Origin of the sequence: Geosporobacter subterraneus DSM 17957, from assembly GCF_900142145.1 — a bacterium.
GTDB lineage: Bacteria > Bacillota > Clostridia > Peptostreptococcales > Thermotaleaceae > Geosporobacter > Geosporobacter subterraneus.
In genome coordinates this window covers 1-16,019 of the sequence record NZ_FQZV01000020.1, presented here as the reverse complement: position 1 = coordinate 16,019, position 16,019 = coordinate 1, and the positions used below count along the sequence as shown (strand labels likewise).

Below are 16,019 nucleotides of genomic sequence, written 5' to 3'. Positions count from 1 at the left end.
TCAATAAATACTTTACTCTATAGAAAGTTTTCTGAATAGTCTTGAAAAAACTTGGGCTTTAAGATATGATATTATTAAATATGTTGGAGGGAGGAATCGTCCAATGCTTTTTAGAAGTTGTGCAGGCGGTGTAGTTTTTTTGGAGGACAAGGTCTTGATTTTAAAAAATGAAAAAGATGAATGGGTACTGCCAAAGGGTGCAATTCGTAATGGGAATCTCGCAAGAGACACAGCGATTAACCGTGTGAAGGAAGAAACCGGTATAGATGCTGAGATTGTCTCTACAATTGGAGAAACTTGTTACGAATTTTATTCTATTTCCAGACAAAAACCTGTGTGCAACGAAATAACCTGGTATTTGATGAGTGCTTCAAATAACCATTGCAACCTGAACAAGGAATTAGGCTTTAAGGATGTAGGATTCTTTTCGATTGATGAAGCATTAGATAGGATTACTTACAGTCAGGATCGTTCTCTGGTAAGTCTCTCCTATAGAAAATTTAAAGAGTTATCAGAAAAAGAATTAATGGTATAATGATAATGAAGAGTAGTGCATTTGACTACTCTTCCAATTTTTTAAGGGGGCTTGAGCATGCTGAAAAGATATAAGACAATCCTTCAATACGGAGAGGCGGAGCATATCGTTGAAAAATCAAGATTTATAGGATATGCAAAACCAGTGGCAAATGAGGAGGAAGCTTTAGCTTTTATAGAAAGCATTAAAACAAAACATAAAAGTGCAACCCACAATGTGCCTGCATATATGATCGGGGAAAAGGATGATATTCAGCGTTATAGTGATGATGGAGAGCCTGCAGGAACAGCAGGAGTACCTATTCTGGATATGTTAAAAAAAGAAGAGATCAAGAATACGGCGATTGTGGTGACAAGATATTTTGGCGGCATTAAATTAGGAACCGGAGGCTTAGTGAGAGCTTATACAGCTGCAGCAAAGCTTGCATTACAGGAAGCAAAAATGATCGAAAAAGCTTTATATGATGTAGTAGGCATAAAAATCGATTATACCCTTTTAGGAAAGGTTCAAAATGAACTAATGGGTAAGGGATACACAATCAAAGACACTATTTTTGAGGATAAGGTTAATTTATCTGTATATGTAGCTGTAGAGCATAGTAAGCAGATGATTCATAACATCACAAATCTAACCAACGGAAAGGCTGATATTCATGTAGTAGATACACTTTATTTGAATGAATATCATGGACGACTGATGAAAGAATAATTGCATTGAATAAGACATTGAATAAGAGAATAAGTTTTCTGGGGATGGGTATATAATAATATGCGTAAAAGATCAAAGGAGGAAGATACTATGGATATGGAGTTATTAAAAAAGGAAATGCTAGAGAAAAAAACATGGGCGGTGATTGGGGCTACACCCAATGTAGAGAAGTTTGGCTATAAAATATATAAGAAGCTAAAAAGCAAAGGATATGAAGTATATGCTGTAAACCCAAACTATAATGAGGTAGATGGAGATGAATGCTATCACGACCTAGCATCACTTCCGGTAAAGCCAGAATGTGTAGATATGGTGGTACCGCCGGCTGTCAGTAAGGGCTTTTTAGAAGAGATAGAGAAGGCAGGCATAGAGTACGTATGGTTTCAGCCTGGAACATTTGATGAAGACACGATCGATTTGGCAGAAAGCAAGGGATTGAAGATTGTTTATTATGATTGTGTTTTAGTAGCGCTGGGATAAAAGCCGTACTATTTCGTACGGCTTTTTTCTTTCCAAAAGAACTCATAAAGACCCATAAAAAAAAGAAAAATGCCAAAAAGTCTGCGCAGTAATTCAGAGGGGAGATTTACAGCCAGAAAAGAACCTCCTATAGCTCCCAGTATACCTAATAGGCTCAATGGAAGGCAGAGTTTGATCTCAATATTTTTATTTTTAAAATGGGTGAAGAGGGCCACAATCGCAACCGGCAGAAATGAGATTAGATTTATGCTTTGTGCCTGCTGTTGGTCTAGGGTCGTAAAAAGGATTAGAGCGGGGATTAAAATCGTTCCTCCTCCAATCCCCATTGCACCAATTATCCCAGAGAATAGACCGATTAGAATGAAAACCATTACAACACCATCCTTATTGCTGCAATAATCATGAAAATACCAAAAGCTTTTCGGAGTAAATGATCGGGGATTCGGGAGAAAAGCCGAGCACCAATATAGCTTCCCACCACACCGCCTAAGATGACTTTTAAGGTTACATCCCAAACAATAATTCCATGCTGTATATAAATGAAGGCACTGACTAAAGTTAATGGAAGGATAATGGCGATGGCTGTAGCATGGGACTTATGCTGGCTTACATTTAAAAGAAAAAACATACCCGGAACTAAAATCGTTCCACCGCCTGCACCAAAAAGTCCATTCATAACTCCAGAAACTAAACCCAATAATAATAATTTAAAGGAAAAAGATTTTTTATTCATAAGAATCTCCTATCGTTTTTAATACATCACTATCCTATAGTTTGAACAATGAAAATATTTTTATTAGTAGGTTGACAGATAAAATAAAATAGCATAAAATAATACCATAAATTCCGATAAGAAAAGTATGAAATGGAGGTTATAAAATGAAAGTTGCAAATAGTATTATAGAGCTAATAGGAAATACACCAATGGTTAAGCTGAATAAATTGGTAGGGCATGAAGATGCAGATGTTTACGCAAAGCTTGAATTTTTTAACCCTGGCAGCAGCGTAAAGGATCGTATTGCCCTGAGCATGATCGAAGCTGCGGAGAAGGAGGGTAAATTAAAGCCAGGTTCTGTAATCATCGAGCCTACCAGTGGAAATACCGGTATTGGTTTGGCTATGATTGCAGCAGCTAAGGGCTATAAAGTCATTTTGGTCATGCCTGAGACAATGAGTATAGAAAGAAGAAAGCTGCTCAAGGCATTTGGTGCAGATTTGGTTTTAACAGAAGGAGTAAAGGGAATGCGGGGGGCAATTGAAAAGGCAGTGGAGATATCTAAGGAAAATCCAGAGTATTTTATGCCTCAGCAGTTTGAAAACCCTTCAAATCCTGAAGTTCATCGAAATACTACCGCTAAAGAGATTTTAGATCAGATGGATGGTCAATTTGATATGCTGGTGGCAGGCGTGGGCACCGGTGGAAGTATCACCGGTATTGGAGAAGTCGTAAAGAATGCAATTGGCGACGTAAAGATTGTTGCGGTAGAACCTAAGAATTCTCCTGTACTTTCCGGCGGTCAGCCAGGGCCTCATAAGATTCAAGGAATTGGTGCAGGTTTTGTTCCTAAAATATTGAATACAGATGTAATTGATGAAATTGTGCAGGTAGAAGATGAAGTGGCTATGGAGTATGCACGAAAAATGGCAAGAGAAGAAGGGATTCTCGTAGGAATTTCTTCAGGAGCTGCAGTTTTTGCTGCAATACAGCAGGCAAAATCCTTAGGAAAAGGAAAAAAGATTGTTGTGATTATTCCAAGCTATGGGGAGAGATACCTCAGTACACCTTTATTTGATATGGAATAAGCATGATAGAGGGCATGGATTGCGTGATGATGATCCATGTCTTTATTTTCGTTGTGCAGCCAGCTTCGAAAGCATAGAGAAAAACTTAGGAAAATTAAACTTATTTCTATGAAAATTTGCTGATTATTTATGTTATAATATGTAAAATGATTGAAATCCATGGCAGCGCTCAGCATTAGAGAAAGGGGTTAAGGTAATGGAAAGAAGCATCGCCGAAAAAATTGATTTAACAGTGGAATGGCTTAGAGAGAAGGTGAAGCAATCTGGAACAAATGGGCTGGTCGTAGGCATATCCGGTGGCATCGATTCTGCATTGGTTGCATTTTTAATTAGAAAAGCCTTTCCAGAGAATTCTATGGGAGTTATCATGCCTTGTAAAAGTAATCCTAAGGATAGAGAAGATGCGCTGAAAGTAGTTGAAGCTTGTGGCATCAAGCATATTGAGGTAGAATTAACACAAATACACGACAATTTGTTTCAAAAGGTTACCAGTGTTTTAGGTGAGGATCTTCTGAGGGATGCAGGGCACAATCTACGTTTAAGTGATGCAAATTTAAGAGCGCGGCTTCGGATGAGTACTTTATATAGTGTTGCAAATGCGTTAAATTATCTAGTAGTAGGAACGGACAATGCCGCAGAGGTGTATACTGGATACTTTACAAAGTATGGTGATGGCGGTGTAGACATTTTACCGATCACTCATTTGAAGAAGAGAGAGGTGTATGCGTGGTCTAGGTATTTAGGTGTACCTCAAAGTGTATTGGATCGCCCTCCCAGCGCTGGACTATGGGAAGGACAAACCGACGAATTGGAAATGGGTACCAGCTACGATATGGTAGATGATTTATTGGAAGGAAAAGAAATTCCACAGCGGGATAGGGAAATCATTGAGAGACTTCATAAGCGGTCTGAACATAAACGAAGGATGCCGGAGGGGCCTCCTGTATTCTAGAAAAGCATATCAACTTTTTATATCAAACACACCATCAAAGTAAAGTTGGTGTGTTTTTGCTTTCCCAGGGCGAAGCAACCCTTTCTTATTGTTTTACTGTGAGATAGGTTCCCAAAAGCAGAAGGATAATACCAAAGCACTTAAACCAATCCAGATGATCCTGTTTAGAAATGACGATGTCAAAAAAGAGACCGCTAATAACTTGAGAGGCGACAATAATTGTCAGGGTAGTAGCTACACCAAGTTTCGGAATGGCTTTTGTAACAAAATACACAATAAAGGTACCGAAGATACCTCCAACAAGCAATTGGGGATTCACATGAATAATCTTGCGATACTGATGAATAGTACCCTTTAAAATATTTGCAACCAATATAACCAGTACCCCTGTTAGCAGGTTATGGAGTGTGGCGATTTTAGGCGTGACAATTTTTCCAAGCTTAGCGTTAATACTTGCCTCTAAGGTGGTAAAAATTCCGGCGAGAATTGCAAATATTAGTGCAAGAGACTCTTTCATTTACCTTGACCCCTTTCCGATTATTCCCCATTTATTATATATTCAGGAAAATGGCAATTAAGGATGAAATTAGGAAAAAATATAGTACTTTTTCAGTGCAGGAAAAATTGATTTCATAGCGTATTGATTATTATAGAAAAAAACTGTTTGTATGGGAGCGGGGGTTATATGAGACTGATCAAGCTAAAAAATGTAGTGTCTGGAATGACCTTAGCAAAGGGCATATACTCCTGCGAAGGAAAGGTGCTGCTGGCAGAAGGGGTAAGACTGACAGGAAGCTATATTGACCGGTTAAAGGAAATAGGCATTTATGAGATTTACATAGAAGACGAGATTTCTAAAGATATACATATACGGGATATCATTGATGATCAGACAAGGATTGCAGCAAAACGTACGATCTGCCAAGCTGTTCGTGATTTAAGGCTAAAGAAGAGTTTCGACGTACCCAGAGTAAGCGAAATTGTTAATCGAATTGTAGATGACTTGCTTTCCAATAAAAATATTATGATTAATTTGGCGGATTTAAGAAGTGTAGATGAATATACTTTTGCCCATTCTGTTAATGTGGCCGTGGTGGCGATCGTTATCGGGAAAGCTCTTGGGTATAACCAGTTGCGGCTGAGAGATTTAGGGATTGGGGCCATATTGCATGATATCGGAAAAACGGAGATTCCTCTGGAAATCCTGAATAAGCCTGGACGGCTTGAAGCTTCTGAGGTAGAAATTATGAAGAAACATCCGGAATACGGGTACGAAATCCTAAAACGTCATAGAGATATCAGTACCCTTTCAAGAGGAATTCCCCTTATGCATCATGAGCGGATAGACGGTTCAGGATACCCTTATGGAAAAAAGGGAGATGAGATCCATGAATTTGCAAAAATCGTTGCGATTGCAGACACCTATGATGCGATGACTTCCAACCGTATATATAAGCAGAAGGTTGCCCCTGACAAAGCCATTGAGTACTTAGTATCTACCGGCAATTATAATTTTGATTATAATATTGTAAAGCTGTTTTTAAATCATGTGACTTTATATCCAGTTGGAACGATTGTACGCTTAAATACAGCACAAAAGGGAATTGTGATAGATAATAACCAGTATTCGCCTACCAGACCCATTGTGAGAATCATAAAGGATGAAAAACTCCATAGCAGTAGTGAATTTGAAGAGATTGATCTGCAAAAACATCTTACTGTATTTATTGAAGAAATTTGTGATGAATAATCTATGAAAGACAGCAAATAATAAAATTGGACAGGATTGTAGAGAGAGCGAAAAGCCAGGATTTAGTCCGAGTTTTTAAGTAGTAGTAGAACTTAAGGACCTTTCTCTATCAATCCTGTTTTTGCTTCCATATAAAAAAGCCCACACAGTGGGCCTTTTTATATGGAACCAGCCAAATCATCACGCATTAAGCCTATGTTTTTCATAACAATACTTGCGTTAATTTTTATGAGGTTTAGGTCCTTCTTCTCCACGGACTTTTGTAGATTGGATACGGAAGCATCAAATTTATCTGCTGTAGTTTTCGCCTTTTTTTCTATCAATTTTGACTTGACGCTTTGAGACTGCTCTTTAATCTTATCTAGGCTTTCCTGAGCACCTTGATAATTTTCCGAAGCTGCAGTGATTACCACGTTCCGAACGAGGAACTTTAATGTAAATACCGTAGGAGGGACATCTTTTTTAAAGTTTCCCATAAATTTAGGTAAATGGGAAGTGAGGAGATTCGCTGTTGACAATGTTTCAAAATATTTATTCTGCATACCGTGGGCTGTAAGTGTGTCTAAGGTATTTTCAAACCCGACAATGGTTTCCGAAGGTACATTCTCTTCCATTAATACAGGCTCCAGGACATTCCACTTATCATGAATTCCTTTGATGGTTGTGTTGATTTCCTTCCAGGTTTCTGTGATATCTTCAGGAGGCTTTTGCATTTGATTATTTTCCCCTCCTGTTTTCTCCCTGAGCAACACTTCTGTTAGGATTACGTCACCCAAGGTTCGTGGTTGAGGCTGTGGGGGTTCCTGTTGGCCGCCACCGGCAGGCTGACTTTGCTGGCCCTGCTGGCCGCCACCTTGATCACCTCCTTGACCTCCGCCACCCTGACCACCATCTTGTGCGCTGCCTTGTGCCATGGTTTGTTGTGCCGCTTCCTGCTTTTGTTGCTCCTCTTTTGCTTTTTTCTCTTCAATGGCTTTTTCAAAATAGGGGACGAGGTCAGCTAGCTGCATGATTTTAATCGCGTCGTTCTCGATCTCTTCAATGGTTTTTGGCATAGGTTTTTGCTGATTTTCAGACTGAGGACTTGGCTTCTTTTGTTTTTGACCGCAGCCAGTGATCATCAGGATCATACTTATCATCAGCAGGAACAGAATTCCTTTTTTATTCATTCTCATACTGTATATCACCTCTAATTTAGTATTTCCTGCACAAGAAGAATCATACTGCAAACCTGGCTGCATACCATAGAAGCAGACGATAAATTTAACCTAAAGCTAACTTTTGCTTTACAAGGGAATAACCTTTGGAAAGGACATTTTGTAATACAATAAAAATGAAAATAAAGGAGGAATGAGATTTTATGAATAAGATCATCAGACTTATCCATGTGGGGGATTTAAAATTATTTTATATGTTCAATGATGGATTTAAGTGTAGCTTATTTGACAGGCTGGTTCCCGTTATAACGGGATTTGGAGGCGCCTTTTTTACAGTAACAACGGCATTAATCCTTATTATTTTCGGAAGCGATGCATTCCAAGCTATGGGATGGCAGTCTATTGCAGCTTTGAGTACCAGTCATATTTTCGTACACTACTTGAAAAAAGTTTTTACAAGACCAAGACCCTTCCTAAATCTCTCAGATATAAATACCTTTAATATGCATTTATATGATTATTCATTTCCATCAGGCCATACGACGGCAGCATTTTCTCTGGCATGCACCCTCTCATTTCACTTTCCCCTTCTTTCATGGATTTTTATAGGCACTGCATTTATTGTAGGATTTTCAAGAGTTTATTTGGGGGTTCATTACCCTTCAGATGTAGTGGTGGGCATGATCATAGGAACGATTTTTGCGGCCATCAATCATATTTTATTTTATCCATGGATTCAACAGATTTTTAATCTATAAGGAGGGGAAGAAAAATGCGGGTTGCTATTTTCACCGATACCTTCTTACCACAGATCAATGGTGTAACCAATACTCTAGATAAGTTAATCAGATACTTTGAAGATAATGGAATTGATTATCGGGTGTTTGCCCCTCTAGAGGGCAACGAAGAATACAATCATAAGATTATCCGATTTTTTAGCTTCAAATTTTTTTTATACCCAGAATGTAGAGTTACGCTGCCTAACTATATTTCGATGATGGAGCAGTTGAATGCTTTTAAGCCGGATTTGGTACATGTAGTAACTCCCTTCAATATAGGGCTTTGCGGTTTAAAGTATGCAAAGGATACGCAAACCCCTTTGGTAGCTTCCTACCATACTAACATTCCTCAATATCTTGAATATTTCAATTTAAAGTTTCTCTTCAATGTATCCTGGAGTTTTTTTAAGTGGTTTCACAGCTTTTGTGCGAAAACCTATTGCCCTTCTCGGATGACTCTAGAGCTTCTTGAGAGTCATGGAATTGAAAATCTTGAGGTTTGGGGAAGAGGGATTCAAACAGAAAAATTTTCCCCTGTATATAGGAGTAAAGCTCTTCGTCAAAGAATGAACCTTGAAGGCAAGACGGTATTCTTATATGTAGGAAGAGTGTCTCCCGAGAAGGATTTAGATATTTTTATGGCCGTTGCCCAGCGGCTTAATGAGAAATATCATGATGATGTACACTTCTTGATGGTAGGAGATGGGCCATTAACAAAAACACTAAAGGAAACAGCACCGGATAATATGACATTTACGGGATTTTTAAAAGGGGAAGAATTGTCTGAAATCTATGCATCCTCCGATATATTCTTATTTCCATCTTCTACTGAAACTTATGGCAATGTGATTCTTGAGGCCATGGCTTCGGAAATCCCTGTCATTGCTTGCAATGCTGGGGGGATATTGGAGAATCTAATAGACGGATATAATGGAATCGGCTGTGCCGAAGGACAGGTAGATGCTTTTTATCATGGGGCAGAGGAACTGTTGCTCAATGTTGAGCTGAGGAAAAAATTAGCCTCTAATGGAAGAAAATATGCCATGGATATGGGATGGGATCGTGTTTTTGAAGATCTGGTAAAGAGCTATCAACAGGTTATAAAAGATGCAAAATATTTATCCAATAGTAAACAGACGGCTTAACAGAGGAGAAATGATGATGAAAGTTATAGTTGTAGGAACTGGCTATGTAGGATTGGTTACAGGAACTTGCCTGGCTGAAATTGGTCACCGGGTCATTTGCATAGACAAAGATGAAATGAAAATTGAAAAGTTAAAGCGAGGAATATCTCCAATTTACGAAGCTCATTTAGAGGATATGATCTGCAGAAATATAAAAGAGCAGAGGTTGAGCTTTTCAACAGATATGAAAGAAGTGGCAGAGGATACACAAGTAATTTTTATAGCCGTAGGAACCCCCTCCTTGGAAGACGGGGATGTAGATTTGTCTCAGGTAGAGGAGGTTGCTAGAGAAATCGGAAAAAGTCTGGTTTCTTATGGCGTTATTGTAAATAAAAGTACTGTTCCGGTTGGTAGCTGCGTAAGAGTCGCACAGATCATCAGACAAAATCTCCGGAAAGATATATCCTTTGACGTAGTATCTAATCCTGAATTTCTAAGGGAAGGTACAGCGGTATATGATACCTTCCATGGAGATCGCATTGTTATCGGCAGCAGATCCAAAAAGGCTGTAGAAGTACTGCGGGAGTTGTATAAACCCTTTCATCAGAAGTTTTTCATTACCAATCCGGAAAGTGCTGAATTGATAAAGTATGCATCCAATGCATTTTTAGCAACAAAGATATCCTTTATTAATGAAATGGCCAATCTTTGCGAAAAGACTGGGGGAGACATCAGAGCGGTCGCTGAGGGAATGGGTATGGATCAGCGTATCGGCAATAAATTCTTACAGGCAGGGGTCGGTTTTGGCGGGGCATGCTTCCCAAAGGATGTGAAAGGACTGCTAAAAACCGGGGAAAAATATGGGTATGACTTTAAGATTATCCGACAAACTTTAGCAGTAAATGAGGGGCAGAAACAAAAACCCTTGAGAATATTAGAAGAAAATATAGCTGATTGGAAAGGAATCAAGGTGGGGATTCTAGGCCTTGCATTCAAACCTGGAACAGATGATGTTCGTGAAGCACCTGCCCTGCAAATCATTAAGGATCTGAGAGGAAAAGGTGCACAGATCAGGGTATATGACCCGGTGGCCAATGCCAGTATGCAGTCTGTCCTCCAGTTTCCTATAACCTACTGCAACAATCCTTATGATGCAGTGACAGACTGTGATGCAGTAATATTATTAACGGAATGGCCGGAGTTTCAGGAATTGAACTTAAGGAAAATACGCAGGCTCATGAAACGCACAATTTTTATCGACGGCAGAAACGTTTTTGCTTCAGAAGCAATGGGAGAGAAGGGATTTGATTATTATCCCATGGGAATTGGCTCAGAAGAGACAGCTCAGAGGAAACTAAAGGAAGGAGTGGTAAAGGTTAATGAGAGTGAAAAAAGCAATTATACCAGCGGCAGGACTTGGAACCAGGTTTCTACCTGCAACTAAGGCGCAACCAAAGGAAATGCTGCCAATTGTCGACAAGCCCACAATACAGTATATTGTTGAAGAGGCATTGGAATCGGGGATAGAAGATATTCTTATAATAACCGGCAGAAATAAGCGTTCCATAGAGGATCATTTTGATAAATCCATAGAGCTGGAAATAGAGCTTCGAAAGAAAAACAAGCTTTCCTTGCTTCAAAACATCCAGAATATTTCCAGCGGTACCAATATTCACTATATCCGGCAGAAGGAGCCTCTTGGGTTAGGACATGCCATCTATTGTGCAAAATCCTTTATTGGAAAAGAACCCTTTGCAGTGCTTTTGGGAGATGATATTGTACAAAGTCAAAAACCCTGCTTAAGACAGCTGCTAGACGTATATGAAAAGTATCAAAGTACGGTGCTGGGGGTTCAGGAAATCGAATATAGGGATGTTACGAAATATGGAATTATTTCATGCGATAGGATGGAGCATGCCCTTTATCAGGTGACGAATCTGATAGAAAAGCCTTGCCTAGAGGAGGCCCCCACAAATATGGCCATTATGGGAAGATATATTATTACACCAGGTATATTTGAAATACTTGAGCATCTAAAGCCCGGTAAGAACAAGGAGATTCAATTGACCGACGCACTAAAACAGCTCAATGAAAAAGAACCGATTTATGCCTATGCCTTCCAGGGAAAGCGATATGATGTAGGGGATAAATTGGGTTATCTTCAAGCTACCATTGAAACAGCCCTTTATAGAGAAGATATAGGCGGAGAACTCTATCGTTATCTGCAGCAGATTGTCGAAGAATATAGACAGGTGGCAAGTGAAATTGCCTAAAAAATGCGGCTCATTTGAGCCGCATTTTTTAATCAAACTTATCATAGTAAATTGATTCCTCGGGAATCCCCTTCTCTTTTAATGCCCCAACAGTAGATTCTATCATGGCTTTACTACCGCAAAGATATGCTTCCATATTGCTGCCGTCTGTAATATAGCGTTGAATCAAATCCGTAACACGGCCAACGTCTCCAGTCCATTGGTCTTCTACCCTTGGCCTGGAAAGGACAGGATAGTATTTGAGATTCTGGAGCCTATTCTCAAAACTCCGCATTTCCTCTGACAGGATCAGATCATCGAGGGTACGGGCACCAAAAAAATAGGAGGTTTTTCGCTGAATAGCTTCCGCTTCTATTTGATATAGGATTGAACGGATCGGAGCCATTCCTGTACCTACAGCAATTAAGACAATTTCCCGGTCTGTATCCCGAAGATAAAAATCACCATAAGGACCGTTAAACAGCACTTCATCCCCCAGTTTTAGATGTTTATGCACATAGGTAGTACAAATACCATTAGAGACATAACCAATAATCAGTTCGATATAATCTTTATCTGCATTACTGGATGCCAAGGAATATGCACGATAGACTTCTTCTTCATTACCCTCATAGAGTGGTGCTTTTAACTGAACATACTGTCCGGCCTTAAAGGTGATTTCCGCAGGATCATTCAGTTTTAAACGGAGCAGCTTGATGGTAGGGGAAAGGTCTTGGATTTTTTCTACACAAGCCTTGTATTCCTTTACGTTAAACAATTCCTCAGGAATTTCAATCTTCATATCTTCTTTAACCTTACACTGACAAGATAATCGAACATGATCTTTTAATTCTTGCTCAGAAAGATAGGGAAGCTCAGTGGGAAGTACAGGACCACCGCCCTCTAAAACCTTTACCTTGCAGTAGGCACAGCTGCCTTTACCGCCACAGGCAGAGGGAATGAAAATTTGGCTGTCGCGAAGGGAAGAAAGTAATGAACTGCCCCCTTCTGTAACACATTCCTTTTCATTGTTGATTAAAATTCTACATTCACCATAATTTGCGATATATGAATTGGCTAAGGTAAGCATGATTGCCAAAACAGCCGCTATGGAGGTGATTACTGCAACGGATATTAAGATTGTCATATTAACACCTCCTATTGAATCTGCACGATGCCGGAAAAGCCAAGAAAAGCTAAGGCCATCAAGCCTATAATAATCAAGGTGATACCGGGGCCTTCCAAGCCTTTTGGAACCTTATTCTTTTTAATCTTTTGCCGGATACCTGCAAGGGCAAGAATTGCTAAAGTCCAGCCTAAACCGGATCCTAAGCCAAAAGCCATAGATTGCATAAGGGTATATTGACGAATAACCATGAATAAGGATACCCCTAAAATCGCACAGTTCACAGTAATCAGCGGAAGAAAGATTCCCAGTGCATAATACAGATTGGGGATATATCTTTCCAGGATCATTTCTACCAACTGTACAAATGCAGCAATTACAATAATGAAGACGATAAACCTTAGGTACTCTAACTCAAAAGGCACCAATACGTAATGATACACAAAATAGTTCAGAATGGTCGTTGCTGTAAGCACAAAGGTAACTGCCTGACCCAAACCGAGGGAGGTATTTAGTTCCTTGGATATGGCTATGAAAGAGCACATGCCAAGGAAATTAGAAAGGATCATATTATTCGTAAAAATAGCAGCAAATAAAATGACAATAGGACTTACTTCGATCATGCAGTCACACCTTCTTTCTCTTTTTCATCCTCTGGAGATAAATTTCTGGCAAGCCATAAGACGATGGCCAGCATAAAGAAGGCACCGGGAGGCATCACCATAATACTCCATTTCATCCACCATGCTCCTAAAACCGGGATGCCAAAAAGGGTGCCGAAGCCTGCCAACTCTCTAAAAAATGCAATAAACAGCAGAATAAAAGCATAGCCGATGCCCGAGGCAATTCCATCTAAAAAGGAAGCAAGAGGTGGATTGTTTTGTGCAAAGGCCTCACATCGCCCCATAATAATACAATTTGTAATAATCAAACCTACATAAGGTCCTAAGGCTTCACTCATAGCAGGATAATAGGCTTTTAAAATAATATCCACGATAATAACATAGGATGAGATAATTAAAGTCTGTACCATCATCCGGATATGCTTAGGGGTAAAGGTTCTAAGGATAGAAACTGTCAAACTGGAAAAGGATGTAACGAAAATTAATCCAATACCCATGACCAAAGAGTTAAGCATGAGATTTGTAACTGCCAGCGCAGAACAGATTCCTAAAATCTGGCGAAAGATTGGATTATCCTTCCATATGCCTTCTATGAATATTTTTTTTGCTTTTGGCATTTCTAAATCCCTCCTTTGGTCTTTTCTTTAAAGCTATGGATATCTTCGTTGATGATATTGAGAACGGCCTTTGAGGTAGCGGTGGCACCTGAGATTGAGTCCACTAGGCCTTCCTGGGCTGGTTTATAAAAAATAAAAGGATAGGTATCTCCTAATGAGATATTACGAAATTGTTCTTTAAACCAAAGCTCGTCAATTCTGCCCCCTAAACCCGGTGTTTCGGAATGGGCAAGAAAGTCCACCCCTATGATTTTATCCAGTTCGGGATTCATAGCAACGATGCCTCTTATGGAGCCCCATAGGCCAGATCCCTCTATCGAAAAGGCATATCCAAGGGGATTGCCATCTTGAAAAGCTTCATATACAGCATAATTGCCTAAAGTACCTTCCTGAATGTGCTGGCGATAAAGCCGATTGATTTCATCAGCAGGCATTCTGCTCTCAGTAGAAATATTAAAAACATATAGAATTGCACGCTGTTGCTTTAGCAGCTGATTTGCTTCGATACGAGTAGAGGTATTTTCATTTAACGCAGCTAATGCAAAAGTGAAAGTAGCAGTAATCAGGATCATGAAAATAATCGCATATAAGCTTCCTTTTTTCATGCCATCACCTTCTTTCGATGATTCTTATAGGCTTTGACGGCTTCATCAATCAGCGGGGCGAAAGTATTACCAATAAGAATAGCAAACATAATTCCCCCGGCGAAAAGGGCATAGCCTCGGATAATCACGGTAGTCATACCAATAAGGATACCATAAATCCACTTTCCCTCTACGGTCATTGGGGACGAAATGGGGTCTGTAGCCATAAATACAGTACCAAAAAGGAGTCCTCCCGAGAGTAGTCCAAATAGAGGATGGGGAACTGTAGCCGAACCCATTAAAAACAGAGAACTGCTCATGGTTAGATATCCTAGCAGTACAGCAGTCATGGTCTGCCAGGAGGCAGATTTGGTATATATTAGATAAATTGCGGATATGAGAATGAGGAGTGCACTGGTTTCACCAAGGGAGCCAGCCACATTCCCGAGAAATAGATTTAGATAAGAGGTCGTTTGTCCAGAATCTCTGAAGATTAACATTGGCGTGGCTTGAGAAAGTACATCAACGGTTTCTGTAAGCCATAGGCCAAAACCTCCGGGAAATTCCGATGCAGGTTTTGACCAATACATGGTCAACGGTGTGGGAAAATTGACATACACAAAGCATCTGGCTACAAGGGCAGGATTAAAAATGTTTTTTCCAAAACCACCGAACACTTCTTTTCCAAAAATAACACCAAATATGATGCCAATACCTGCTACCCAAAAAGGTGTTACAGGGGGCAATGTTAAAGTATAGAGCATGCAAGTTACAATAACAGCTTCTGAGATGGGTTTTTTATTTCTCTTTTCAAAAAACCACTCTGTTAGCGTACCAAGTACCGTAACCCACATCATTAGTGCAAGAGCTCTTAAGCCAAAAAAATAAACTGAAGCAAGGCAGATCGGCAAAAGACTTATGATTACCTTTCTCATCAGTTTTTGCTTCATGAACAGCTGCTTATAATCGATCCCCATGGAGACACTCCTTTCATGTGTTATAGAGTAAAGATACCCACTTCGCAGCACTTTAAAAATTTTTTATGCGGTTAGCCTATCGATTAGTAATAGAAAACAGAAGATTGCAAAAGAACAAGGGCTTAAAATGGATGGATTCACCAACTTCAAATCTTTTACATAGAATACAATTGAGTGGTTCTTTACATATTATTTTTTTACAGCTGCAATATTCTACCTGAATTATTCATGAAGATCTAAAAAATGAATTTAGACCCTCAAAATTGAGTTTTATCAGTTTTAAAAATCTATATAAAGGAAAAAGTTCCTAAAAAAGGGTAGACTTATCCCGTAATAGTTGTTTTTGGGTTGTTTTTGCCGTTTTGAAATTGCCAAGGTTCACTGTTTTTGCTATTCAAACTTTGGGAGTCGCCTTATGTTTTCAAAGGTTTCGTAGAATTCCTCTTTATATGGGCAGCTGCTACAAAGTTTGAATGTAATATATCTTGCTGATCGGATTATCTTTGATGCAATCTTGATCAACTTTAAGCGGATGGTATCGATCTGCATTTT

At 39.4% G+C, this 16,019-nt stretch carries 20 protein-coding genes; 10 read left to right on the top strand and 10 right to left on the bottom strand.

Annotated elements, in window-relative coordinates; translation table 11 throughout:
* The first annotated feature begins 103 nt into the window (after window positions 1–103).
* The 3 genes from BUB56_RS08565 (at window position 104) to BUB56_RS08555 (ending at window position 1,723) form a co-directional block, all read left to right on the top strand.
* The gene (locus BUB56_RS08565; protein ID WP_110940907.1) at window positions 104–535 is read left to right on the top strand and encodes an NUDIX hydrolase; all 432 of its coding nucleotides are present in this window, start codon (window positions 104–106) and stop codon (window positions 533–535) included.
* A gap of 60 nt (window positions 536–595) precedes the next feature.
* Window positions 596–1,243, top strand: a complete 648-nt coding sequence (locus BUB56_RS08560; protein ID WP_278319475.1) for a YigZ family protein — start codon at window positions 596–598, stop codon at window positions 1,241–1,243.
* 90 nt (window positions 1,244–1,333) lie between these two features.
* Window positions 1,334–1,723 carry a CoA-binding protein gene (locus tag BUB56_RS08555; protein ID WP_110940905.1) on the top strand — a complete coding sequence of 130 codons (390 nt, stop codon included), beginning with the start codon at window positions 1,334–1,336 and terminating at the stop codon, window positions 1,721–1,723.
* A gap of 8 nt (window positions 1,724–1,731) precedes the next feature.
* Here BUB56_RS08555 and BUB56_RS08550 read toward each other — a convergent pair whose 3' ends face one another.
* Together BUB56_RS08550 and BUB56_RS08545 are read right to left on the bottom strand one after the other, a co-directional pair.
* Window positions 1,732–2,094, bottom strand: coding sequence for a sulfite exporter TauE/SafE family protein (locus tag BUB56_RS08550; RefSeq protein ID WP_110940904.1), 363 nt, complete (start codon window positions 2,092–2,094; stop codon window positions 1,732–1,734).
* Window positions 2,094–2,456, bottom strand: a complete 363-nt coding sequence (locus BUB56_RS08545; RefSeq protein WP_110940903.1) for a sulfite exporter TauE/SafE family protein — start codon at window positions 2,454–2,456, stop codon at window positions 2,094–2,096. Before BUB56_RS08545 ends, BUB56_RS08550 begins: the two co-directional genes overlap by 1 nt.
* Window positions 2,457–2,602: 146 nt before the next feature.
* Between BUB56_RS08545 and cysK the strand changes: the two genes are divergently transcribed.
* Together cysK and nadE are read left to right on the top strand one after the other, a co-directional pair.
* Window positions 2,603–3,526: a cysteine synthase A gene (gene cysK, locus BUB56_RS08540; RefSeq protein ID WP_110940902.1), complete on the top strand. Its 924-nt coding sequence runs from the start codon at window positions 2,603–2,605 to the stop codon at window positions 3,524–3,526.
* A 196-nt stretch (window positions 3,527–3,722) separates the two neighbouring features.
* Window positions 3,723–4,478, top strand: coding sequence for an NAD(+) synthase (nadE, locus tag BUB56_RS08535; protein WP_207650416.1), 756 nt, complete (start codon window positions 3,723–3,725; stop codon window positions 4,476–4,478).
* Window positions 4,479–4,563: 85 nt separating this feature from the next.
* On the opposite strand, the gene BUB56_RS08530 is transcribed toward nadE, so the two are convergent.
* Window positions 4,564–4,995 (bottom strand): DMT family transporter, encoded by a 432-nt coding sequence (locus tag BUB56_RS08530; protein WP_110940901.1) that lies wholly within the window; start codon window positions 4,993–4,995, stop codon window positions 4,564–4,566.
* A gap of 168 nt (window positions 4,996–5,163) precedes the next feature.
* Here BUB56_RS08530 and BUB56_RS08525 point away from each other — a divergent pair, with 168 nt between their 5' ends.
* Complete coding sequence (locus BUB56_RS08525; protein WP_110940900.1) at window positions 5,164–6,228, top strand: HD-GYP domain-containing protein; 1,065 nt, start codon at window positions 5,164–5,166, stop codon at window positions 6,226–6,228.
* A gap of 158 nt (window positions 6,229–6,386) precedes the next feature.
* On the opposite strand, the gene BUB56_RS08520 is transcribed toward BUB56_RS08525, so the two are convergent.
* Window positions 6,387–7,403 (bottom strand): LptM family lipoprotein, encoded by a 1,017-nt coding sequence (locus BUB56_RS08520; protein ID WP_110940899.1) that lies wholly within the window; start codon window positions 7,401–7,403, stop codon window positions 6,387–6,389.
* A gap of 185 nt (window positions 7,404–7,588) precedes the next feature.
* On the opposite strand from BUB56_RS08520, the gene BUB56_RS08515 reads away from it, so the two are divergent.
* Genes BUB56_RS08515 through galU form a run of 4 tightly spaced genes read left to right on the top strand, consistent with a single transcriptional unit; the run spans window position 7,589 to window position 11,561 of the window.
* Window positions 7,589–8,143, top strand: coding sequence for a phosphatase PAP2 family protein (locus tag BUB56_RS08515; protein ID WP_110940898.1), 555 nt, complete (start codon window positions 7,589–7,591; stop codon window positions 8,141–8,143).
* A 14-nt stretch (window positions 8,144–8,157) separates the two neighbouring features.
* The gene (locus BUB56_RS08510) at window positions 8,158–9,309 is read left to right on the top strand and encodes a glycosyltransferase family 4 protein (RefSeq protein ID WP_110940897.1); all 1,152 of its coding nucleotides are present in this window, start codon (window positions 8,158–8,160) and stop codon (window positions 9,307–9,309) included.
* Window positions 9,310–9,325: 16 nt separating this feature from the next.
* Window positions 9,326–10,732 (top strand): UDP-glucose dehydrogenase family protein, encoded by a 1,407-nt coding sequence (locus BUB56_RS08505; RefSeq protein ID WP_110940896.1) that lies wholly within the window; start codon window positions 9,326–9,328, stop codon window positions 10,730–10,732.
* Window positions 10,668–11,561 carry a UTP--glucose-1-phosphate uridylyltransferase GalU gene (gene galU / locus BUB56_RS08500; protein ID WP_110940895.1) on the top strand — a complete coding sequence of 298 codons (894 nt, stop codon included), beginning with the start codon at window positions 10,668–10,670 and terminating at the stop codon, window positions 11,559–11,561. Before BUB56_RS08505 ends, galU begins: the two co-directional genes overlap by 65 nt.
* Before the next feature lie 28 nt (window positions 11,562–11,589).
* Here galU and BUB56_RS08495 read toward each other — a convergent pair whose 3' ends face one another.
* The 6 genes from BUB56_RS08495 to BUB56_RS08470 all read right to left on the bottom strand — a co-directional run.
* Window positions 11,590–12,687, bottom strand: a complete 1,098-nt coding sequence (locus BUB56_RS08495) for an NADH:ubiquinone reductase (Na(+)-transporting) subunit F (RefSeq protein ID WP_110940894.1) — start codon at window positions 12,685–12,687, stop codon at window positions 11,590–11,592.
* An 11-nt stretch (window positions 12,688–12,698) separates the two neighbouring features.
* On the bottom strand, window positions 12,699–13,289 hold the full coding sequence (locus tag BUB56_RS08490) for an NADH:ubiquinone reductase (Na(+)-transporting) subunit E (RefSeq protein WP_190014332.1): 591 nt from the start codon (window positions 13,287–13,289) through the stop codon (window positions 12,699–12,701).
* Window positions 13,286–13,906 (bottom strand): NADH:ubiquinone reductase (Na(+)-transporting) subunit D, encoded by a 621-nt coding sequence (locus BUB56_RS08485; protein ID WP_110940893.1) that lies wholly within the window; start codon window positions 13,904–13,906, stop codon window positions 13,286–13,288. The genes BUB56_RS08490 and BUB56_RS08485 overlap by 4 nt, the downstream gene beginning before the upstream one ends.
* A 2-nt stretch (window positions 13,907–13,908) precedes the next feature.
* Window positions 13,909–14,511 (bottom strand): RnfABCDGE type electron transport complex subunit G, encoded by a 603-nt coding sequence (locus BUB56_RS08480; protein WP_110940892.1) that lies wholly within the window; start codon window positions 14,509–14,511, stop codon window positions 13,909–13,911.
* Window positions 14,508–15,467: an RnfABCDGE type electron transport complex subunit D gene (locus BUB56_RS08475; RefSeq protein WP_110940891.1), complete on the bottom strand. Its 960-nt coding sequence runs from the start codon at window positions 15,465–15,467 to the stop codon at window positions 14,508–14,510. The genes BUB56_RS08480 and BUB56_RS08475 overlap by 4 nt, the downstream gene beginning before the upstream one ends.
* A 390-nt stretch (window positions 15,468–15,857) precedes the next feature.
* On the bottom strand, window positions 15,858–16,019 hold a 162-nt coding region (locus BUB56_RS08470; RefSeq protein ID WP_190014331.1), incomplete at its 5' end, for a transposase.